Source organism: Massilia sp. IC2-477, from assembly GCF_020707265.1.
Classification (GTDB): Bacteria; Pseudomonadota; Gammaproteobacteria; order Burkholderiales; family Burkholderiaceae_D; genus Telluria.
Genome location: NZ_JAJFEQ010000008.1, coordinates 23,013 through 43,288, shown reverse-complemented (window position 1 = coordinate 43,288; position 20,276 = coordinate 23,013). Strand labels below are relative to the sequence as shown.

18 protein-coding genes are annotated in these 20,276 nt (G+C 66.0%); 7 read left to right on the top strand and 11 right to left on the bottom strand.

Annotation, left to right across the window (positions count from 1 at the left end; genetic code table 11):
* Positions 1–3 precede the first annotated feature (3 nt).
* Positions 4–2,586 (top strand): [protein-PII] uridylyltransferase, encoded by a 2,583-nt coding sequence (locus tag LK542_RS17100; protein WP_227812822.1) that lies wholly within the window; start codon positions 4–6, stop codon positions 2,584–2,586.
* A gap of 34 nt (positions 2,587–2,620) precedes the next feature.
* Complete coding sequence (locus tag LK542_RS17095; protein ID WP_227812821.1) at positions 2,621–3,367, top strand: pseudouridine synthase; 747 nt, start codon at positions 2,621–2,623, stop codon at positions 3,365–3,367.
* 12 nt (positions 3,368–3,379) lie between these two features.
* Here LK542_RS17095 and LK542_RS17090 read toward each other — a convergent pair whose 3' ends face one another.
* Positions 3,380–3,628, bottom strand: a complete 249-nt coding sequence (locus tag LK542_RS17090) for a hypothetical protein (RefSeq protein ID WP_227812820.1) — start codon at positions 3,626–3,628, stop codon at positions 3,380–3,382.
* Between the two features lie 189 nt (positions 3,629–3,817).
* On the opposite strand from LK542_RS17090, the gene LK542_RS17085 reads away from it, so the two are divergent.
* Entirely contained in the window at positions 3,818–4,411 is a 594-nt protein-coding gene (locus LK542_RS17085) for a DUF488 family protein (protein ID WP_227812819.1), read from the top strand.
* Here LK542_RS17085 and LK542_RS17080 read toward each other — a convergent pair.
* The 4 genes from LK542_RS17080 to LK542_RS17065 are packed head-to-tail and all read right to left on the bottom strand — an operon-like array spanning position 4,353 to position 7,338.
* Entirely contained in the window at positions 4,353–5,093 is a 741-nt protein-coding gene (locus LK542_RS17080) for an amino acid ABC transporter ATP-binding protein (protein ID WP_227812818.1), read from the bottom strand. The two genes, LK542_RS17085 and LK542_RS17080, sit on opposite strands and share 59 nt — an antisense overlap.
* A gap of 15 nt (positions 5,094–5,108) precedes the next feature.
* Positions 5,109–5,801, bottom strand: a complete 693-nt coding sequence (locus tag LK542_RS17075) for an amino acid ABC transporter permease (protein WP_227802590.1) — start codon at positions 5,799–5,801, stop codon at positions 5,109–5,111.
* A gap of 7 nt (positions 5,802–5,808) precedes the next feature.
* On the bottom strand, positions 5,809–6,504 hold the full coding sequence (locus tag LK542_RS17070; RefSeq protein ID WP_227812817.1) for an amino acid ABC transporter permease: 696 nt from the start codon (positions 6,502–6,504) through the stop codon (positions 5,809–5,811).
* 3 nt (positions 6,505–6,507) lie between these two features.
* A complete protein-coding gene (locus tag LK542_RS17065; RefSeq protein ID WP_227812816.1) occupies positions 6,508–7,338 on the bottom strand; it encodes an ABC transporter substrate-binding protein in 831 nt (276 codons plus the stop codon).
* A 184-nt stretch (positions 7,339–7,522) separates the two neighbouring features.
* Here LK542_RS17065 and xth point away from each other — a divergent pair, with 184 nt between their 5' ends.
* Entirely contained in the window at positions 7,523–8,326 is an 804-nt protein-coding gene (gene xth, locus LK542_RS17060; RefSeq protein WP_227812815.1) for an exodeoxyribonuclease III, read from the top strand.
* A 57-nt stretch (positions 8,327–8,383) separates the two neighbouring features.
* The gene (locus LK542_RS17055) at positions 8,384–9,007 is read left to right on the top strand and encodes a LysE family translocator (RefSeq protein ID WP_227812814.1); all 624 of its coding nucleotides are present in this window, start codon (positions 8,384–8,386) and stop codon (positions 9,005–9,007) included.
* Positions 9,008–9,046: 39 nt separating this feature from the next.
* Here the strand turns inward: LK542_RS17055 and LK542_RS17050 are convergent, their stop codons facing one another.
* The 3 genes from LK542_RS17050 to LK542_RS17040 form a co-directional block, all read right to left on the bottom strand.
* Positions 9,047–11,434: a TIM-barrel domain-containing protein gene (locus LK542_RS17050; protein WP_227812813.1), complete on the bottom strand. Its 2,388-nt coding sequence runs from the start codon at positions 11,432–11,434 to the stop codon at positions 9,047–9,049.
* Between the two features lie 102 nt (positions 11,435–11,536).
* The gene (locus tag LK542_RS17045; RefSeq protein WP_227812812.1) at positions 11,537–12,964 is read right to left on the bottom strand and encodes an FAD-dependent oxidoreductase; all 1,428 of its coding nucleotides are present in this window, start codon (positions 12,962–12,964) and stop codon (positions 11,537–11,539) included.
* A 121-nt stretch (positions 12,965–13,085) separates the two neighbouring features.
* Positions 13,086–14,033, bottom strand: a complete 948-nt coding sequence (locus tag LK542_RS17040) for an amidohydrolase family protein (protein WP_227812811.1) — start codon at positions 14,031–14,033, stop codon at positions 13,086–13,088.
* A gap of 166 nt (positions 14,034–14,199) precedes the next feature.
* Between LK542_RS17040 and LK542_RS17035 the strand changes: the two genes are divergently transcribed.
* Both LK542_RS17035 and LK542_RS17030 read left to right on the top strand, forming a co-directional pair.
* The gene (locus LK542_RS17035) at positions 14,200–15,714 is read left to right on the top strand and encodes a peptide MFS transporter (protein WP_227812810.1); all 1,515 of its coding nucleotides are present in this window, start codon (positions 14,200–14,202) and stop codon (positions 15,712–15,714) included.
* Between the two features lie 69 nt (positions 15,715–15,783).
* Entirely contained in the window at positions 15,784–16,995 is a 1,212-nt protein-coding gene (locus tag LK542_RS17030) for a pyridoxal phosphate-dependent aminotransferase (protein ID WP_227812809.1), read from the top strand.
* A gap of 1 nt (position 16,996) precedes the next feature.
* On the opposite strand, the gene LK542_RS17025 is transcribed toward LK542_RS17030, so the two are convergent.
* From LK542_RS17025 to LK542_RS17015, 3 genes are read right to left on the bottom strand one after another with little or no spacing between them, the layout of a single operon-like run.
* Positions 16,997–18,382, bottom strand: coding sequence for an ATP-binding protein (locus LK542_RS17025; protein WP_227812808.1), 1,386 nt, complete (start codon positions 18,380–18,382; stop codon positions 16,997–16,999).
* A 7-nt stretch (positions 18,383–18,389) separates the two neighbouring features.
* The gene (locus tag LK542_RS17020; RefSeq protein ID WP_227812807.1) at positions 18,390–19,859 is read right to left on the bottom strand and encodes an ATPase domain-containing protein; all 1,470 of its coding nucleotides are present in this window, start codon (positions 19,857–19,859) and stop codon (positions 18,390–18,392) included.
* Positions 19,860–20,258, bottom strand: coding sequence for a hypothetical protein (locus LK542_RS17015; RefSeq protein ID WP_227812806.1), 399 nt, complete (start codon positions 20,256–20,258; stop codon positions 19,860–19,862).
* Positions 20,259–20,276: the final 18 nt, after the last annotated feature.

The window sequence follows — 20,276 nt, the reverse complement described above, 5'->3', positions numbered from 1 at the left end:
AGCATGGGCCAGGCGGCGCTCCTCGACGGCTCGCGCAGCACGCTGCGCCAACGGCTGAAGGCCGAACGCCAGGCCCTGATCGATGCCTTCCACCAGGACGGCAAACCGGAAAAACTGCTGCGCGGCCTGCGCACCTGCGTCGACGGCATCCTGAGCGACGCCTGGACCGCTGCCGGCCTGCCCGCCAACACGACCCTGGTCGGGGTAGGCGGCTACGGGCGCGGCGAACTCTTCCCCTATTCCGACGTCGACCTCCTGATCCTGCTTGGCCAGCCAGCCGACGCCATCACCCAGGCAAAGCTGGAGGCGCTGGTCCAGCTGTTCTGGGACCTGGGGCTGGAAATCGGCCACAGCATCCGCACCGTCGACGAGTGCCTGGTCGAATCCAGCGCCGACATCACGGTGCAGACCAGCCTGCTCGAAGCGCGGCTGGTCACCGGCGACGCCCAGCTGTTCGACGAGCTGCGCCGGCGCTACCGCGAGGCCCTGGATCCGCAGGCCTTCTTCCAGGCCAAGACCGCCGAGATGCGCCTGCGTCACGCCAAGTACGAATACACCGCCTTCGCACTCGAACCCAACGTCAAGGAAAGCCCGGGCGCGCTGCGCGACCTGCAGGTGATCATGTGGGTGGCGAAGGCTGCGGGCCTGGCCGAATCCTGGAGCCAGATGGCGCGCGCCAAACTGATCACGCGCGCCGAGGCGCGCCAGCTGATGGAGAAGGAATACGCCTTCAAGGACATCCGCGTGCGCCTGCACCTGCAGACCAAACGGCGCGAAGACCGCCTGGTGTTCGACGTCCAGACCGCGATCGCCAAGACCTTCGGCCTCGAGAACGCGGATGGCCGCCGCGCCAGCGAGTTCCTGATGCAGCGCTACTACTGGGCCGCCAAGGTGGTGACGCAGATGAACACCATCATGCTGCAGAACATCGAGGCCCAGCTGTTCCCGCGCCCGAGCACTGCGGTCCCGATCGGCGGCGACTTCAGCGAGCACTTCAACGAGGTCAACGGCTTCATCGACGTCGCCGAGGACGATACCTTCGAACGCTTCCCCTCGACCGTGCTCGGGATTTTTGTTGCCATGACCGAGCGCCCCGACATCAAGGGCATGACGGCGCGCACCATGCGTTCCCTGTGGCACGCGCGGAACGTGATCGACGCGGGCTTCCGCGCCAATGCGGCCAACCGCGCCCTGTTCCTGCGCATCCTGAAGGCGCCGAGCGGCCTGGTGCACGCGCTGCGCCGCATGAACGATATGGGCGTGCTGGGCCGCTACCTGCCCGCCTTCCGCAGCATCACCGGCCAGATGCAGCACGACCTGTTCCACGTCTATACCGTGGACCAGCACATCATGATGGTGGTGCGTAACCTGCGCCGCTTCACGATGCCGGAGCACGCCCACGAATACCCGTTCTGCAGCCAGCTGATCGCCAACTTCCGCGACCGCTGGCTGCTGTACGTGGCCGCCCTGTTCCACGACATCGCCAAGGGCCGCGGCGGCGACCATTCGGAACTCGGCATGATCGATGCGCGCGAGTTCTGCCGCGGCCACGGCATCTCCGCGCCCGATACCGAACTGGTGGTGTTCCTGGTGCAGCATCACCTGGCCATGTCGACCGTCGCCCAGAAGCAGGACATGTCCGATCCGGACGTGATTGCCAGCTTTGCCGCCCTGGTCAAGGACGAACGCCACCTGACGGCGCTCTACCTGCTCACCGTGGCCGACATCCGCGGCACCAGCCCCAAGGTCTGGAACGCCTGGAAGGCCAAGCTGCTGGAAGACCTTTACAAGGTCACCCTGCGCGTGCTGGGCGGCGAGCCGCACAGCGCCGACCGCGAACTGCGCGCGCGCCAGAAGGAAGCGCTGGCCACGCTGCGCCTGTACGGCCTGGGGGCCGAGGCCCACGAAGCGCTGTGGAAGCAGTTAGATGTCGCCTATTTCCTGCGCCACGACGCCTCCGACATCGCCTGGCAGACGCGCGCCCTGCACGACAAGGTCGACCGCGGCAAGCCGGTGGTGAAGGCGCGCCTGGCGCCGATCGGCGAAGGCCTGCAGGTGGCCGTCTACATCAAGGACCAGCCCGACCTGTTCGCGCGCATCTGCGGCTACTTCGAGCGCAAGAACTTCAGCATCCTCGACGCCAAGATCCACACCACGCGCCACGGCTACGCACTGGATTCCTTCCTCGTCACGGAAGAGAATTTCGCGGGGAGCTACCGCGACATCATCAGCCTGATCGAGCACGAACTGTGCGTGCAGCTGGCCTCGCAGGAAGCCCTGGCGCCGCCTACGCGCGGCCGCCTGTCGCGCCTGTCCCGCACGTTCCCGGTCACGCCAACGGTCGACCTAAGACCGGACGAGCGCGGCCAGTTCCACGTGCTGTCGGTCGCCGCCAACGACCGCCCCGGCCTGCTCTACGCGATCGCCAGCGTGCTGACGCGCTACCGCATCAACCTGCACACCGCCAAGATCATGACCCTGGGCGAGCGCGTCGAGGACGTATTCCTGATCGACGGCGCCGCCCTGAACAACCCGCGCACCCAGGTCCAGCTCGAGACCGACCTGCTGGATGCGCTCAAGATTTAAACCCTCAGTTTCAACCCTTTTTCCTGTTTTCCCGATGACCGAACCTGTCCGCCTCTCCAAACGTATGTCCGAACTCGGCCTGTCCTCGCGCCGCGAAGCCGATGACTGGATCGCCAAAGGCTGGGTGCGGGTGGACGGCAAGGTGGTGTCGGAACTGGGCAGCAAGGTGCTGCCGCACCAGAAGATCACCGTCGAACGCCAGGCCGCCGCCGAGCAGTCCAAGCGCGTCACGGTCCTGATCAACAAGCCGGTCGGCTACGTCAGCGGCCAGGCCGAAGACGGCTACAAGCCGGCCGTCACCCTGATCAAGCCGGAGAACCGCTGGCCGGACGACCCGTCGCCGGAGCAGTTCCACCCGACCCAGCTGCGCAGCCTGGTCCCGGCCGGCCGCCTCGACATCGACTCGGTGGGCCTGCTGGTGCTGACCCAGGACGGCCGCATCGCCAAGCAGCTGATCGGCGAGAACACGGAGATCGAGAAGGAATACCTGGTGCGCGTGCAATACACCAAGCCCGGCACCCTGCCGGAGGCGGACCTCAGGAAACTCAACCACGGCCTGTGGATGGACGGGAAGCCCCTGCTGCCGGCCAAGGTGCGCTGGCAGAACGAGGACCAGCTCAGCTTCACCCTGCGGGAAGGCCGCAAGCGCCAGATCCGCCGCATGTGCGACATGGTGGGGCTGAAGGTGCTTGGCCTGAAGCGCGTGCGCATCGGGAAGGTGAAGCTGGGCGACCTGCCGCCGGGGCAATGGCGTTATCTGCGGCCGGACGAGCAGTTTTGAGGCTCCACGGCCTTATTGGCCGACGCAAATGATCCTGGTGTCGTATTCCCGGGCATCGCCTTTCTTTTGCTTCGCCCACCGGATGACTTCCTCTGCTTCGGCGACCGTCATCACGGTCGCTTTTTCCTTGTTTCGGATGAAGGACACGCCTTCGAACTTGCCCTCCTTGCTGCGCATGACGCGGGCAAATACGGGTGGCTTCTTGCCGTCTTCGGTGCGTTTGTTTTGTTGGACGAGGTAACGCTGGTCGATGTTTTCCATGCTGGGGTTCCATGTGGGGAAATGCAGGGGCGCATTGTACGGGTAATGAGGATACCGTGACGATCGGAGACGGCCGCCTCCGGTTGAACCGGGCGACCGGCCAAGCCCGGAAGCCTCATCGGTCAACGCGGCGCCATCGCAACCGCCTCCGCGCGACAATGGGCGCACGATAACCGCCACGCGAGCGAAATGGAAACCGTCTACACCATCGGCCACTCCAACCGGCCGATCGAGGAATTCATCGCACTGCTGCGCGAGCACGGCATCAAACGCGTGCTCGACATCCGCACGGTGCCGAAGTCGCGTCATAACCGACAGTTCGGGCAGGACCAGCTGCCTGGATCGCTCGAACAGGCGGGCATCGGCTACGAGTACATCCGCGAACTCGGGGGACTGCGCAAGGCGCGCAAGGATACGCCCAACGGCGCCTGGCGCAATGCCTCGTTCCGCGGCTATGCGGACCACATGCAGACGGATGCATTCCGGGAGCACGTCGATATCGTCGCCGCCATGGCGCAGTCGATGCGCTGCGCGCTGATGTGCGCCGAGGCAGTGCCGTGGCGCTGCCACCGCTCGATGGTGGCCGATGCGCTGGCGGTGCGCGGCGTGCCTGTGGAGCACATCATCAACAAGGGCAAGACAAAGCCGCATACGGTGACGCCGTTCGCGCAAGTAAGCGGCACGCAGATCCCCGCCGGAAGCAGCCGAGCTCAGGACCTGAGCTTCATTCGCGGCGGCGGTCAGCCAGGAACTGTTGGGCGCGCGGGTGCTGCGGTTTGCTGAAGAATTCTTCGGGCGTAGCGCGCTCCAGGATGCGCCCTTCAGCCATGAACAGGATGCGGTCCGCCACTTCGCGCGCAAAGCCCATCTCGTGGGTGACGCAGACCATGGTCATGCCCTGCTGTGCGAGCGAACGCATCACCTGCAGCACTTCGCCCACCATTTCCGGATCGAGCGCGCTGGTCGGCTCGTCGAACAGCATGATCGGTGGACGCATGGCCAGGCTGCGCGCGATCGCCACGCGCTGCTGCTGGCCGCCCGACAGCGCGTTCGGGTAAGCATCAACCTTGTGCGCCAGGCCCACCTGCTCCAGCAGCTGCATCGCGTACTCGCGCGCTTCTTTTGCGGTGGCGCGCTTCAGGTTGACGGGCGCCAGCGTGCAGTTCTCCAGCACCGTCAGGTGCGGGAACAGGTTGAAGTGCTGGAACACGAAGCCGATCCCGGCGCGCAGCTCGTTGACGTCCAGGCCCCTGGCGTGGATATCGCGGCCATCAATGTTGATACTGCCGCTGTCGATTTCTTCGAGCCGGTTGAGGGTGCGGATCAGCGTGGACTTGCCGGAACCGGAGGGGCCGCACACGACCACCACTTCGTTCTTTTCCACCCGCTCGCTGATGTCGACCAGGGCGTGGTATTTGGTCGATCCTTCGCCGTACCACTTGTTGACTTTGTCGAGAACGATCATCGTTCGCTTTCTTGATTACGAAGCCTGCCTTGCGCCGCGCTGCATGCGGCGTTCGAGCAGGAAGGCCAGGCGGGACAGGCCGAAACAGAGGATGAAATAGGTCAGCGCCAGGATCAGGTACACCTCGACCGCCTGGGTGAACACGAGCGTGTTGACCTGGGTCGCGATGAACGAGACCTCGGACAAGCCGATGATGTAGCCGAGCGAGGTCGCCTTGATGGTCGAGACCAGCTGGCTGACGATCGAGGGCAGACCGTTCCTCAGGGTCTGCGGCAGCACCACCAGGCGCAGCGCCTGGGCATAGGACAGGCCGAGCGAGCGGGCGCTTTCCAGCTGCCCCTTCGGCAGTGCACGGATACCGGCGGCCACGATCTCGGCCAGGTACACGCCGTCGAACAGCACCAGCACCATCAGCATGGTCGTGGCCTGCCCGGTCTTGACGCCGGTGACGGCCGGCAGGAAGAAGTACACCCAGAACACCACCAGCAGCAGCGGCACCGCGCGCACCAGCTGCACCAGCGCGGCGACGGGCCAGGCGACGGCGCGGCGGCTGCTCACGCGTGCCACGCCCAGCAGCAGGCCGAAAGGCATGGCCAGCAGCAGCGCGCCAAACGACAACAGAACGGTCAGCGCCAGCCCGCCGAGCGGACCGTCCGGGTACTGTCCGACCAGGAAGTAGAGCCAATAGGTATCGATCAGTTCGAGCATATTGACCTCATGCCGGACGGACCGGATAACGCCGCTGGAACAGCCAGGCGGCAAACGAAATCAGCAGCGATACCGTCAGATATGCCAGGGTCGCGAAGGTGAACGCTTCGGCGCTGCGGAAGCTGCTCGTCTCCACACGCGCGGCCTGATACATCAGTTCGGCGGCGCCGATGACGGTGGCCACGCTGGTGTCCTTCCACAGGTTGACCGTCTGCGACAGCAGCGGCGGAATCGAGGCGCGGAAGGCTTGCGGCAGCAGCACCAGGCGCACAGCCTGGATGCGTCCGAGACCAAGCGAACGCGCCGCTTCCAGCTGGCTCCGGGGCACCGCGCGGATACCGCTGCGGATGTCCTCGGCCATGTGCACACCGCTGTACAGCGCCAGTGCGATGACGGCGCATACGGCTTCCGGGTTGTGCGCGTACAGGAACTCGCGCGCGCCCTCGGGCAGCAGCTCGGGGAAGGCGAAGTACCAGAACAGCAGGTGCGCCAGCAGCGGCACGTTGCGGATCGCTTCGACAATCGTCGAAGCGATCGCACGCGCAGGCGCGAAGCTGGAGGTGCGCATCACCGCCAGCAGCGCGCCGAAGGGCAATGCAACGACGAAGCTGGCCGCCGTCAGTTGCAGCGACAGGATGAGACCCTGCACCAGCCAGTCATGGTACTGGCCGGATTGCAGAATGCTGGGGTCGAAAAACTGCAAAACTTAAATCTTGTCGGTGCTGATCTTGAAAGTGCGCTTGGCGATGTTGGCGCGGGTGCCCGGGCCATACCACTTGTTGAACAGCTTCTCGGCTTCGCCGCTGGCTTCCAGGCCGCGCAGGGTCTCGTCGACCACGGCCTTCAGGTTCTTCTCGCCCTTGCGCAGGCCGAGGGCGATCGACTCGATGCCGATGCTGGTCGGCAGGATGGTAAAGCCCTTGGCGGCCGGACCGAGCTTGCCATAGTCGGCCAGCAGCGAGGATTCGTCGTTGACGTAGGCGATGCCCTTGCCCTGGCGCAGGGCCTGGAAGGCCTGCTGGGTGTTCTCGAAGGTGACCACTTCGGCAGTCGGCACGGCCGCGCGGATATTGGTTTCCTGGGTGCCGCCGCGCACGGTGACGACCTTCTTGCCGGCCAATTGCGGCAGCGCGGTGACGCCGCTGCCCGCGCGCACCATGACTTTCGAGCCGGTCACGAAATGAGTCAGGGCGAAGTCGACCTGCGATTCGCGTTCCTTGTTGTGGGTGAGCGTGGCGGCCAGCACGTCCACATGGCCCTGCTGCAGCTCGGGGATACGGCTCGATACCGACATCTGCTTGAACTTCGGCGTGACGCCGATCTTCTTCGCGACCGCGGTCGCGATGTCGATCTCGTAGCCCACTAGCTGGCGGGTCTTGGGATCGATGAAGCTGTTCGGCTCATCGGTGCCCAGCACGCCGAACACGATCTCGCCTTTCTTCTTGATGTCCGCGAGCTGATCGGCGTGCGCGGCAGCGGCCAAGAGGTTGGCGGACAGGGCGACAGCGCCAATAAGGATGTGACGGCGGGTGAACATGTTCTTCTCCAGACAGCAAAAATTCGATCGCAACAGTATACGGCATGCTCTTGCATGGCCGAACGATCAATTAGCCATAAGAAAATGTGTTACGGACTATAAGCGCAGAGAAATCTTCAGCGCCCCGTGGCCCTGCGCCCGCATGCTAAAGTAGCAATCAGATAACGGATACCACGGAGGCACGATGCTGGTCGTCACCTATAACGTCAATGGAATCGGGGCCCGCCTGGGCGCCCTGCTCGAGTACCTGGAAGAACGCAAACCCGACGTGGTCTGCCTGCAGGAGCTCAAGGCGCCGCAGGAAAAATTCCCGGAAAGTGCGATTCGGGACATCGGCTACCACGCCATCTGGCACGGCCAGAAAAGCTGGAACGGCGTCGCCATCCTCACCCGCGACGGTCCGGCGCAGGAACTGCAGCGCGGCCTGCCGGGCGACCCCACGGACGAGCAGAGCCGTTACATCGAGGCGGTCTACCAGGGCCTCCTGATCTGCGGCCTGTATCTTCCGAACGGCAACCCGGCGCCGGGACCGAAGTTCGACTACAAGCTGGCGTGGATGGAACGCCTGATCAGCCGCGGCGCCGAGCTGCTCGAGGCGAAGGTGCCGGTCGTGATGTGCGGCGACTTCAACGTCATCCCGACCGATCTCGACGTCTACAAGCCGGAACGCTGGGTCGACGATGCCCTTTTCCGGCCGGAGTCGCGCGCAGCTTTCGAGCGCCTCATGGCGCAGGGCTGGACGGATTCGCTGCGCGCCATGTACCCCGACCAGGTCATCTATACCTTCTGGGATTACTTCCGCAACGCCTTCGGGCGCGACGCCGGCATCCGCATCGACCACCTGCTGCTCAGCCCTGCCCTGGCGCCCGCCCTGCGCGGCGCCGGCGTCGACAAGTTCCAGCGCGCGAAGGAAAAGCCGAGCGACCACGCACCGACCTGGGTCGAGCTGGACATGGATGCGGTCGTGCAGCTGAAGGGCAAGGGCTGACCCGGCTTTAGACCGCTCTTAGGCTAAGATGCGGGTTTGCCAACACGCAGACCCACCATGCTCACGCCAGAACAGTTCTTCGGTTTCCTCACCGCCGCCATCCTGATCACGCTCTCGCCCGGGCCCGACAACATGATGGTGCTTGGGGTGGGCATCGCAAAGGGCCGGACGCGCGGCATCGCGTTCGGCCTGGGCTGCGCGCTGGGATGCCTGAACCATACCCTGCTGGCGGTGATCGGGGTGAGCGCGCTGATCGCCGCCTCGCCCACGGCGTTCACGGCGCTGAAGATCGCCGGCGGCCTGTACCTGATCTGGATGGGGATCGGCGCGCTGCGCAGCCGCGGCGGCGCCCAGGCCGCAGGCGTGGTGCCGGACGAATCGGCGCGCCAGCTGTTCTTCAAGGGGCTGCTGGCCAATGCCATCAATCCGAAGGTGGTGCTGTTCTTCCTGTCCTTCCTGCCGCAGTTCGTGGTGGCTTCGCGCGGGGATGCGAACTGGCAGATTGCCTGGCTGGGCCTGATCTTTACCGTGCAGGCCGCGGTGCTGTTCGGACTGCTGGGCTACTTTTCGGGCGCGATCGGGCAGTGGCTGAACCGCACGCCGCGTGCCGGCATGTGGCTGGATCGGACCGCCGGCGCGATCTTCGTGGGACTGGGCCTGCGCCTGATCGTGGCGCGCTGATGCGCCCTGTGCGCGCCAGTGGCGCGCACAGGACAGGACTTACAGGCTGATGCTGACCTTTGCTGCGGGCTGCTTGCGCGCCGCCAGCGGCACTTCCAGCAGGTGATGCTTGGCATTCCAGCTGAAGGGAACGGCACGTCCATCCACCGTCACCGAGCGCGGTTTCTTCTCGATGTTGTGCACCTTCAGTGCAAAGCCGCGTTCCAGCGGCGCCTGCGCCTTGCCGGTCTCGGTCTGCAGCTTGACTTCGAGCTTGCCGCCGGCGTAAGTGCTGTCGAAGCGCACGATCTCATACATGCCCTTGGCGTAGGCGTCCGCGGTCTCGCCGTCGTCGTCGTACATTTTTCCTTCACCGCGCCCGACGCTGGCGTCATGGTAGTAGTGCAGGTCGATCTGGCGGCTCGAATAGTCGCGCGTGGTCTGCACTACCTTCGCCATCGGAACGAAAGCGCCGGCGCGCACGTAGACCGGGATGTTCGCCTCCACCGGCTTCACCACTTCCAGGATGCCGCCCCGGTGCTTTTCGCCCGTGTGGAAGTCGAACCAGACGCTATCCTTGACCGGGAAGTGCACTTCCTGGCGCATCGCTCCCGGCTGCACGACCGGCGACACCAGGAAGTCGGGTCCCCAATGATAGGTCGAAGAAATCGAGGTAGCTTCCTCTTCGCCGAACAGCACGGGACGCATCAGCGGCATGCCGGTCTGGCTGTTCTCGAACGCTAGCGTGTAGTTATACGGCAGCATGGCGTAGCGCAGCCACACCGCTTCGCGCGCCAGCACCTTGGTGCGCTCGGAACGGAACACCGGTTCGGGCGGCACGTCCGCCTGCGCGTGCGGGCGGAAGATCGGCTGGAACACGCCGTACTGCAGCCAGCGCACGTACAGCTCGTCGTCCAGCACGGGGCCGGCAAAACCGCCGAGGTCCGAGTGCATGTAGGCCAGGCCCTGCATGCCCATCTGGAGCGAGATCTCCATCTGCGACTGCAGTCCGCCCCAGCCGCGGCTGACGTCGCCCGACCAGGGGATCATGCCGAAGCGTTGCGAACCCGAGTAGCCGGCGCGCATCAGGATGAAGGGACGCTCGTTCGGGTAGTCCTTGCGGTAGCCGTTGGCGATCAGGCCGGCCCAGTCGTGGCCGTAGACGTTATGGACCTGGTCTGCCGTCTTTCCACCACCATGCTGGACCCACGAAGGATGCACTTCCGGCTCGCCCAGGTCGCCCCACCAGCCGGCGACCCCGCCCTGCTTCAGGCCCTTGTAGATATTCCAGAACCAGTCGCGGCCCTGCTGGGTATACAGGTCGACGATGCCGGTGTTCCCGAAGTAGAAATCATAGGTGGCGGGCTTGCCCGCCTTGTCCGTGGCAAGCACCTTTTGCTGCACCGCTTCCTGCCAGCGCTGCGACGTGGTCAGGATGAAGGGCTCGGTGATGACGATGGTCTTGACGCCCTTCTGCTTGAAGTCCGCCATCATCTGCTCGGCCCTGGGGAAGGTGTCGCGGTCCCAGGCCAGGTTGCCCATGGTGCCCTTGACTTCCTTGCCGAACCAGTACAGGTCGAGCACGACGGCGTCGAGCGGGATCTTCTCCTTGGCGAACATCTCGACCACGGCGCGCGTCTCCGCCTCGGACTTGTAGCCGAAGCGGCTGGCGAAGTTACCGAAGGCCCAGCGCGGCGGCAGCGGCTGGCGGCCGGTCAGGCTGGTGTAGTTGGCCATCACGTCGGCCCAGCTGTCGCCTGCCACCACCTGGTAGGTCTTGCGCCCGCCGATCACTTCGTAGCGCAGCGTGCCGTCCTTGCGGCTGTCGAAATCGAGGAAGCCCACCTGCGGATTGTCGAAGTGGATCGCGTATTTTTTCGAGGACAGCGCGACGGGAATCGTGAAGTTGAGCAGCTGCGAGCTCTTGCCATACCCGTAGTCGGCCTTGTTGTAGAGCTGGAAGCGGTTGCCGCGGCGGTTCATGCCGACTGCACGCGCGCCGGCGCCGTACAAGGCCTCGCCCTCTTCCAGCGCGAATTCGATCGATTCCAGCTTGTCGCCGCGCGCATAGCCGCCCTTTTCGGCCACCAGCGGCTTGCCCTTGTACAGGTAGCTGATGCGGAAGGGCTGCTTGTCGACGACGACGGTGATACCCGGCGTGGCGAACTCGATGCGGCTACCCTCGGTCTTGAGCGTGGCGCCGACGTCCACGGGCGCCAGCACCACGGCGTGCGAAGACGGGTCAAACTGCTGGCCGTTCGGGATGAAGGTGGTCTCGACCACGTTGGCCGAATACGGCTTGATCAGGTAACGGCCGTCGCTGGTGGACAGCTCCAGGGTGTTCTGGTTGCGGGTGACGCCTTCGAGACGCCGTTCGGCGTTCTGGGCAAAGGCGAGCGGACTGGCGAGCAGGCACAGGAGAAGCCGGGCGATCGTGGTTTTCGTCATGGGGTCTCGGTTGGTTGTCTTGGACGGCAAGCGAGAGCATGACAGAAAATCACGCCGCGAAAAAGTGGCAATGTAACTAAATTACAGGATGGGTTTGCCAAATCATGGAATCGAGCGGCCTGGAACCGCAGCCCGCGCCAGCCCGGCCAGGTCGTCGTACATTCGCGCTTCGATGGCCAGCCGGGCACGAACGCCGCGTTCTGCCAGCACGGTTTCGGCGGCGATGTAGCCGGACTTCGTAGCGCCTTCCATAGTGCAGGGCATGCGGGTGCGGGTCCAGTCGCCCGCCAGGGTCAGGCCCGGCATCGGCGAACGGGCCCGCGGACGCATGGCTTCGAAGCCGACCGTCGGGCAGGGAATCGCCATCGGCACCCGGTGTACATCGGCGTGCAACAGGCGTGCACGCGCGGCGCGCGGCGCAATCTCGGCCAGCTCCTCCACGGTGCGGCGCACGATCTCGGCGTCGCTCAGGTGGTGGGCGCGGTGGCTGTAGATGATGTTGCTGGCGATGACCGTGGGGCGGCCGCGCCAGCCCTTGCGGATCTGGCACAGGTCATAGAAATCGTAATTCAGGCGGCCGGGCGACCACAGGTGCGAAGCGAAGCGCTCGGCCTTGATGTCGCGGTCGAACCAGAGGTAGACGCAGACATAGGGACTCGGCTCGAAGCGCGGCAGCACGTCGAAAGGCGCCTGCTGCCGCCAGTCGCGCGGAAGCGTCGCGGACAGGTCCTGGGGCGGCAGTGCGCTCACCACCTGCTGGGCCGGAATGGGCGTGCCGTCAGCCAGCACCACGCCATCGACGCGTTCGCGGCCGGACAAATAGGCCACGCCCCTGCCCTTGATGACGCGCCCGCCGGCGCGCTCGATGACGCGCACCGCCTGCTGCGTGTACAGCTCGCCCAGGCCCACCTTGGCGAAGCCGAAATGCAGTCCGCGGTAGCCGCTCAGCTGCGCATGGATGCGCATCAGGGATGCGGCGGATACCCGCTCGAGCGGCACGTTGGTGACCACCATCGAGGCGAAGCGCCACCACCAGTCGATCAGGTCTTCGGTCACGCCTAGCGAGCGGAAGAAGTCGAGTCCGGAGATGCGGTCCAGCTCCGGTACCTGCTCTTCGCCGAAGCGCATGCCGCGCCAGCCCGTGGGAAGCATCGACAGGTAGTCATGCATGCCGAGGCCAGGGGCGCCCAGGATGCTGGGCGCGAGGCTGAGCGGCGCCGGCAGCGGATAGTGCCGCAAGACCGTGGGCCTGGGCTTGCTGGCCACCGTGAGCACCTTGCCCGGCTGCCAGCAGATCAGGTCATCCGTGCCGAGGCGCTTTAGGAAGGCCAGCATGTTGTGGTATTCGGAGTGGAAGATGTGGGGACCGATGTCGACCACGTCGCCGCTCACCGGCTCGACCCAGCAGCTGGCCCGTCCTCCAAGGCGGTCGGAACGCTCGACCACCGTGACCGCGATCCCATGGTCCGCCAGCGCAACCGCGCATGCCAGGCCTGCCAATCCTCCTCCCACCACCGTGACCTGCGTCATCCCTCCACCTTTCGCTCACCGCAACAGCGCGTCCGGCCAGTGTAGGGAAGCAGGCGCGGCCTTCGGTTAGCACGCGCACATAGCGGTATCGAAATGCGGGTAGAGCCGGTTCAATCCCCGCTCAGCGCAGGTAGGACATGACGTTGTTGGCCACCCGCGACGCCTCGGCGTCGGTCAGCGGCAGGCTGCGGAACGCCGCCCAGGCCTCCCGCGGACGCACGTCGACGCCGACCGCGGCGTCGGAACCGTAGAGCACGCGCTCCATGCCGACCTGGCGCAGCCGCCGTACCAGCCGGCGCGCATCAGCGGCCGACAGGCCGGGACGGGCAAAAGCGGTGACGTCGACCCAGACCTGGCGCATGCGCGGATCCTGGCGCGCGGCGGCGTCGGCCAGCACCGCCAGGCCGGCCAGCTGCGGCGCGGCCTCGCGCTCGCCGGCATAGGCCACCTGCACCGGCACGTCGGGCGCATGCGGCAGCAACTGGTCGATCAGGAGGCGCGCCTCGCGGGTGCCGGTTTCGCGCAGCTGCAGCACGATCGCCATGCGACGCGCGTTGGCCGAACGGAATACCCGGCGCAGGCGCTCGACCTGCTCCGGATCGTCCAGCATCACGCCGCCGGCGGCGGGCTGCAGCCGGATGCCGCGCCCGAACTCCGGGCTGGCCGCGCAGCGCGCCAGTTCGGCCAGGGCGTAGTCCTTGAGCGGATCGACGCTGCACAGCGCCACCAGGCGCTCCGGATATTCCCCGGCCTGGCGCGCCGCCCAGTCGTTCTCGGCGCGCACGCGCTCGTATTCCTCGTCCTGCGAACGCACCGGCTGCCCATACACATAGGCCACCGACAGCACCGCGGCGCGCGCGATGCCGGCGGCATCGAGCTGCGGAATCACGTCCTGCGCCGATACCGGACGCAGGGTGATGGTCGACGAGGACATGAAGGCCGCGGCGGCGGGGCTGTACACATACTGCTGGTGGTCGGCCATGGGCGCGCCGGGTACGGCGGGAGCCGCCGACACAAGGCCGTGTGATGCTGCCAGGATGCCGCACAGCAGGACGGAAAGACGCCTCATACATACACCTCGAACTGGATGGGCCGGCCACGAACTGATGCCGGACAAAACGCCATGTTATCTCATTGGCACGAACGGCTGTCAAGATTGCATCTTCCATGCCCCTCGCGTAGCATCGCCGGGTGCCCGCCGCCGAGGGCCGATAACCAGAACAGCAAGGAGACCCATGAAAAACGAATTCCCCCCGCAAGTGGGCCAGCCCATGAACCAGACCCGCTCATTCCTGACGGTGGCGCTGATCGAACTGTGGGAGCGCTTCGGCTACTACGGCATGCAGGCGCTGATCGTCTACTTCATGGTGCAGCGCCTCGGCTTCGAAGACAGCCGCGCCAACCTGGTATGGGGTGCGGCGGCCGCGCTGATCTACGTGGCCCCGGCCATCGGCGGCTGGATCGGCGACAAGGTGCTGGGCACACGCCGCTGCATGATCCTCGGCGCCCTGGTCCTGACCCTCGGCTATGCGCTGATGGGCGTGCCGACCACGAACACCTGGATGACGTTCTCGGCGCTGGGCGTGATCGTGGTCGGCAACGGCCTGTTCAAGCCCAACACCGCCAACCTGGTGCGCAAGATCTACGAAGGCGACGATTCCAAGATCGACAGCGCCTTCACCATCTATTACATGGCGGTGAATGTCGGCTCGACCTTCTCGATGCTGGCCACGCCGGCCATCAAGGACTACGTCAACGCGACCTACGGCGGTGAGCTGGGCTGGCACGTGGCCTTCGCCGTCTGCAGCGTGGGCCTGACCATCGGCCTCTTGACCGTGGGCGTGCTGCGCAAGACCATCGGCCACGTCGGCTCGCCGCCGGACGCGGAACCGCTGCGCATGAACCGCCTGCTGGCGGTCCTGGCCGGCGCCGTGTTCGCGGTGGCGGCATCGGCCGTGATCCTCGAGTACCGCGAACTGGCGCGCGCCTTCGTCTACGTCGCCGGTTTCGTCGTGCTGGGCATCTTCTTCCACCTGATCCGCACCAGCGCACCAAACGAACGCGCCGGCCTGATCGCCGCCCTGGTATTGACCCTGCAGACCGTGTTCTTCTTCATCTTCTACCAGCAGATGTCGACCTCGCTGTCGCTGTTCGCGCTGCGCAACGTCGACCTCGAGTTCAACGTGTTCGGCGCCCATCTGTGGACCTGGTCGCCGGCCCAGTTCCAGGCCCTGAACGCGATCTGGATCATGGTCCTGAGCCCGGTGCTGGCCTGGCTCTACACCCGCGCCGGCAGCAGCGGCAAGGACATCTCGATCGCGGGCAAGTTCGCGCTCGGCTTCGCAGTGGTCGCTGCCGGCTTCTTCACCTATGGCTTTGCCGGCGCGTTCGCCGTGAACGGCCTGACCTCGTCCTGGATCATGATCGCCGGCTACGGCCTGTACTCGCTGGGCGAACTGCTGGTGAGCGGCCTGGGCCTGGCCATGATCGCGCGCTACGTGCCGGCGCGCATGGGCGGCTTCATGATGGGCGCCTATTACGTCGGCGTGGGGATTTCGCAGTACCTCGGCGGGCTCGTAGCGAACGTGGCGGCGGTGCCGGAGGGCATGACGGATCCGCTGCAGACGCTACCGGTCTATACGAGCCTGTTCAACAAGCTGGGGATTGCAGCGATCGTCTGCACCCTGATCGCGCTGGCGGCACTGCCGCTGATGCGCCGCCTGACCGCCGCGCACCACACGCACCAGTAATGTCCGGCGTGGGGGGCGAAGCCGCCCACCCTACGGTATCATGGCGGATCAGATTTTACGGATTCGAGCATGTCCATCAACATTCCTACCGAGACCCAGTCCGCGCGCGCGCTACAGGTCGCCCAACGCGTCCACGCCATCGAGCCTTTCCGCGTCATGGAAATGGTGAAAGCCGCCGGCGAAATGAAACGCAACGGCATCGACGTCATCAGCATGAGCGTGGGCGAGCCCGATTTCACCGCGCCCGACATCGTGGCCCACGCGGCAATGGAAGCCATCAAGGGCGGCGTTACCCAGTACACCGATTCGCTCGGCCTGCGCGAACTGCGCGAGGCGATCTCCGGGCACTACGCGGCCGTGCACCAGCTCGACATCGACCCGCGCCGCATCGTGGTCACCGCCGGCGCCTCGGCCGGCCTGCTGCTGGCCTGCGCCGCGCTGGTCGCCGAGGGCGACGAAGTGCTGATGCCCGATCCCTGCTACCCCTGCAACCGCCATTTCGTCACCAGCTTCGGCGGCAAGCCGGTGCTGGTGCCGGCATCGAGCGAGGACCGCTACCAGTTGAGCGGCGCGCATGTGCAAGCCAACTGGCGCGAGCGCACCCGCGGCGTGCTGGTCGCTTCCCCCTCGAATCCGACCGGCACCTCGATGACGCCGGAGCAGTTGCGCGAGATGCTGGACGCCGTGCGCGCGCGCGGCGGCTTCGCCATCATCGACGAGATCTACCAGGGCCTGTCCTATGACCACCAACCGGTCAGCGCCCTGGCGCTCGATCCGAACGTCATCACCGTCAACAGCTTCTCGAAATACTTCAGCATGACGGGCTGGCGCCTAGGCTGGCTGGTGGTGCCGGAGGCGCTGGTGCCGACGTTTGAAAAATTGGCGCAGAACCTGTTCATCTGTGCGCCGACCGTGGCCCAGCAGGCCGCGCTGGCCTGCTTCACGCCGGAAGCGCTCGCGATCTATGAAGAGCGCCGGCGCGAATTCCAGCGCCGCCGCGATTATCTGGTGCCGGCCCTGCGCGAACTGGGCTTCCAGGTGCCCGTGATGCCGGACGGCGCGTTCTACGTGTACGCCGACATCAGCGCCCTGCCCCATGCGGAAAGCCACGACAGCACCGCCTTTGCCTGGTCGCTGCTGCGCGAGGCGCATGTGGCGATCGTACCGGGGGATGATTTCGGTTTCGCGGCGCCGCAGCGCCACGTCCGTTTCTCGTACGCGACGAAGCTGGAACGCATCGAAGAAGCCTTGGCGCGCATGGCGCGCGTGCTGCGCGCCTGATTCAGCCGGCCTGCAGCGCCTCGCGCGCCTCGCCCACCAGTTCCAGCAGGGTGTCGGGCGCCGCGGGCTTGACCAGGTAGCGGTCGAAGCCCGCCTCGAGCGCACGCTCGCGGTCCTCGCCCTGGCCATAGCCGGACAGCGCGATCGCAAACGGACGCCGGTCAAGCGGGCCGTCCACCGGCGCGCTGCGCAGGCGCCCGATGATTTCCAGCCCATCCATGCCCGGCAGCCCGATGTCGCAGATCACGATGTCGTAGCGGCGGGCCTGCGCCGCGGCCAGGCCGGCGCGGCCGTCGTAGGCCACCGCCACCTCGTGCCCGGCCAGCTCCAGCAGCGCGCGCAGGGTGTCGCAGGCGTCGACGTTGTCTTCGACCAGCAGGATGCGGCAGGCTCCCTCGGAGGCGCTCGGCCCGGCCGGGATTTCATCGATCGGCGCGCCCGTGCTGCACAATGGCAGGCGCACCGTGAAGGTGCTGCCCAGCCCTTCGCCCGGGCTCTCGGCCGAGACCGATCCGCCGTGCATGCCGACCAGGTTGCGCACCACGTTCAGGCCGATCCCGAGTCCTCCTTCGGAACGCGCCAGCGCGCGCGGGCCCTGCACGAACAGGTCGAACACCTGGGGCAGCATGTCGGCCCCGATGCCGCTGCCGTTGTCGTTCACCTGGACCACCACTTCGTCACCATCACGCCAGGCGCGCAGCACGATGCGGCCGCCCGGGCTGGTGTACTTGGAGGCGTTGCCGAGCAGGTTGGCGAAGACCTGGGTCAGGCGCACCGGGTCGCCTTCGATGCTCAAGCGCTCCTCGGGCAGCTCGAGCACGAGCGACTGGCCGCGCTCGCGGATGCGGCCGGCGACCGTCTCCACCGCCTGGTCGAGGGCGCCGTTCAGGGCCAGCGGCCGCACCGACAGGGTGATCTTGCCGCTGCTGATGCGGGCAGCGTCGAGCAGGTCGTCGAGCAGGTGTGCCATGTGGTCGACCTGGCGCCGCACCACGCCTGCCACGTGGGCCAGCTGGGCGGAGCTGCCGCTCAGGCTCTGGAGCAGGCTGGCCGACATGCTCAGCGGCGCCAGCGGGTTGCGCAGCTCGTGCGCCAGCATGGCGAGGAATTCGGTCTGGCGGCGATTGGTGGCTTCCGCCAGGTCGCGCAGCGACTGGGCGCTGACGGTGGCCATCACCAGGTGTTCATTGGCTTCGCGCAGCTGGACCACCTGCTCTTCCAGGCGTTCGCGTTCGCGCGCCAGGATGCGGGCGTGCGACAGTTCCGCTTCCAGCGCCGCGACACGCAGGCGCAGCTCCTGCTCGCGCGAGAGCTCAGACAGGGGACTGTCCTCCCCCATCATGGAACGTTGCTCCGAGCCGGTAGTCGATTCGTCGAACGTTCCCATGCCTGCCTCATTCGCCTGATTTGCCGCTGTCGGTGCGGCCGAACAGGACGCCGTTCACCTGGGCCGGGACGGGGTCGATTTCGATGCCGTCGTCGGTGATCCGGAACTCGCGCAGCTCGTTACTGTGGTCGGATCCGCGCACCTTCACGACCGCGATGTAGCGCTGCACATGGCCGTCGACTTCGGCGTAGCGCATCGCCACCATGGCATCGCTGAGATAGGCGATATCGGCGCGCGCGTGGTTCATGTTGAGGCTGCGGTCGTCCAGGCCCACGGTCACCAGCACCGTGACGCCGCGCTTGGCGAGCGAGGCCAGCATATGGAACACCCCCTCGCGGAAGTGGCGGCGGCATTCAGGCGCGAGATAGAGGCTGAACTCCGACAGCGAATCGATGACGACGCGGCGCGCGCCGGTGCGCTCGATGGTCGCCAGCAGTTCGTCCTCGAACTCTTCCATCGTCAGGTCGACGCGCCGGGTCTCGACGATGTGCACCTGTCCGGCCTGCACCATGGCCGCCAGCTCGGCATTGCGCAGCCGGGACGTACCTTTTTCGAAGCACAGCATCACGCCCTGCTCGCCCAGGCTGACGCCGGCCTGCAGGAAAGCGGAGCCGAGGATGGTCTTGCCGCAGCCCGTCGGACCGACTACCAGCAGCGAATGGGCTTGCGGCAGTCCGCCCAGCAGCATCTCGTCCAGCCCCGCCACCCCGGTCGGGATGCGGCGCGCTTCGCGGTCGACCGGCACGCCCGGATGACGGTCGTCGGCCAGCGGTGGCAGCAGGCGCGGATAGATGCGCAGGCCCTCGCTCGAGATCCGGAAGGTATGCGAGCCCGACATGTGGGCTTGGCCGCGCATCTTGACGATCCGGATCTTGCGCACCACGGCGTTGTCGTCATGGACCTGGCTCATGCTGATCATGCCGTCCGCGACGGTCGCAATCGGGTTGGCCTCGACTTCGCTGTGCTGGTATTCGCCGATCAGGAAGGTGGTCGCCATCCAGCTCGTCATGCGGGTGCCCAGTTCCTGGACGAAGTGCTGCAGGTCGTTCATGCCTTCGATGCCGGGCTTGCCGCTCTGGATGACCGAGCGGAAGGAATCGACGAACACCAGGCTGGGCGAGAAGTCCTCGACCTCGCGCGTGATGCGTTCCAGCACCCCGCTGTAGTCGCCGGCGCGCAGGTCGGCCGCCAGGTTGACGTAGCGGATCGACGTACCGACCTTGTCGGTATCGAAGAAGGTGTATTGCTGCTGGTAGCGCAGCATCTTCAGCGGCGGTTCGCCGAGCACCGTGAAGAACAGCGCGCGGCGCTCGGGATTGGCGAGCGCGAACATCATCTGGTGGGCGAGCGTGGTCTTGCCGCAGCCGGGAGCACCGGTAATGAGGTTGAACGAAAACTCGTTCAAGCCGCCGCCCAAGAGAATATCGAGCCCCGGCACGCCAGTGGCCAATTTCCTCAAGCTAACTTTATCGGTCATTTATTTCTGCTCCTGTGCATTCTTCTGCTGGCCTGCCGGATGGTCTGCGGCGCTGGTAGCCGAAGCCAGCAATTGCTGCGTCAGCCTCTCTCCGATGAGTGCGGCGAGTAAATCAGTGAAGGTCCGCAGCAAGGCATCGCTGGCTGCAGCGGCGCGTTGCCCGTCGACCAGCGCCATCCGCTCTTCGAGCGCACTGAAGAGCTGCTCGGGCGCACGGCAGGCCTGGCGCGGGGCAAGCCAGGCATAGTCCGGCCCGATGACGTGGACGGCACGGCCGAACAAAGCACAAAACCCGCTCTCTCCAATGAGCGGGCAAAGTTGCGTTGCGATCCGTCGCCACGGCTGTACCAGCGCGCTGTTGCCAGCGGTCGGTTCCGGCGCGCCCGTGCTATTCGTCATGTGTTTATCGTTCAACAA

Excerpts from the sequence above, each read along its gene's own strand:
- LK542_RS17095 (WP_227812821.1), top strand. The coding sequence starts at position 2,621 with ATGACCGAACCTGTCCGCCTCTCCAAACGTATGTCCGAACTCGGCCTG.
- LK542_RS17035 (WP_227812810.1), top strand. The coding sequence starts at position 14,200 with ATGAAAAACGAATTCCCCCCGCAAGTGGGCCAGCCCATGAACCAGACC.
- LK542_RS17055 (WP_227812814.1), top strand. The coding sequence starts at position 8,384 with ATGCTCACGCCAGAACAGTTCTTCGGTTTCCTCACCGCCGCCATCCTG.
- LK542_RS17050 (WP_227812813.1), bottom strand. The coding sequence starts at position 11,434 with ATGACGAAAACCACGATCGCCCGGCTTCTCCTGTGCCTGCTCGCCAGT.
- LK542_RS17045 (WP_227812812.1), bottom strand. The coding sequence starts at position 12,964 with ATGACGCAGGTCACGGTGGTGGGAGGAGGATTGGCAGGCCTGGCATGC.
- LK542_RS17040 (WP_227812811.1), bottom strand. The coding sequence starts at position 14,033 with ATGAGGCGTCTTTCCGTCCTGCTGTGCGGCATCCTGGCAGCATCACAC.
- LK542_RS17090 (WP_227812820.1), bottom strand. The coding sequence starts at position 3,628 with ATGGAAAACATCGACCAGCGTTACCTCGTCCAACAAAACAAACGCACC.
- LK542_RS17075 (WP_227802590.1), bottom strand. The coding sequence starts at position 5,801 with ATGCTCGAACTGATCGATACCTATTGGCTCTACTTCCTGGTCGGACAG.
- LK542_RS17085 (WP_227812819.1), top strand. The coding sequence starts at position 3,818 with ATGGAAACCGTCTACACCATCGGCCACTCCAACCGGCCGATCGAGGAA.
- LK542_RS17100 (WP_227812822.1), top strand. The coding sequence starts at position 4 with ATGGGCCAGGCGGCGCTCCTCGACGGCTCGCGCAGCACGCTGCGCCAA.
- LK542_RS17020 (WP_227812807.1), bottom strand. The coding sequence starts at position 19,859 with ATGACCGATAAAGTTAGCTTGAGGAAATTGGCCACTGGCGTGCCGGGG.
- LK542_RS17015 (WP_227812806.1), bottom strand. The coding sequence starts at position 20,258 with ATGACGAATAGCACGGGCGCGCCGGAACCGACCGCTGGCAACAGCGCG.
- LK542_RS17025 (WP_227812808.1), bottom strand. The coding sequence starts at position 18,382 with ATGGGAACGTTCGACGAATCGACTACCGGCTCGGAGCAACGTTCCATG.
- LK542_RS17030 (WP_227812809.1), top strand. The coding sequence starts at position 15,784 with ATGTCCATCAACATTCCTACCGAGACCCAGTCCGCGCGCGCGCTACAG.
- LK542_RS17065 (WP_227812816.1), bottom strand. The coding sequence starts at position 7,338 with ATGTTCACCCGCCGTCACATCCTTATTGGCGCTGTCGCCCTGTCCGCC.
- LK542_RS17080 (WP_227812818.1), bottom strand. The coding sequence starts at position 5,093 with ATGATCGTTCTCGACAAAGTCAACAAGTGGTACGGCGAAGGATCGACC.
- xth (WP_227812815.1), top strand. The coding sequence starts at position 7,523 with ATGCTGGTCGTCACCTATAACGTCAATGGAATCGGGGCCCGCCTGGGC.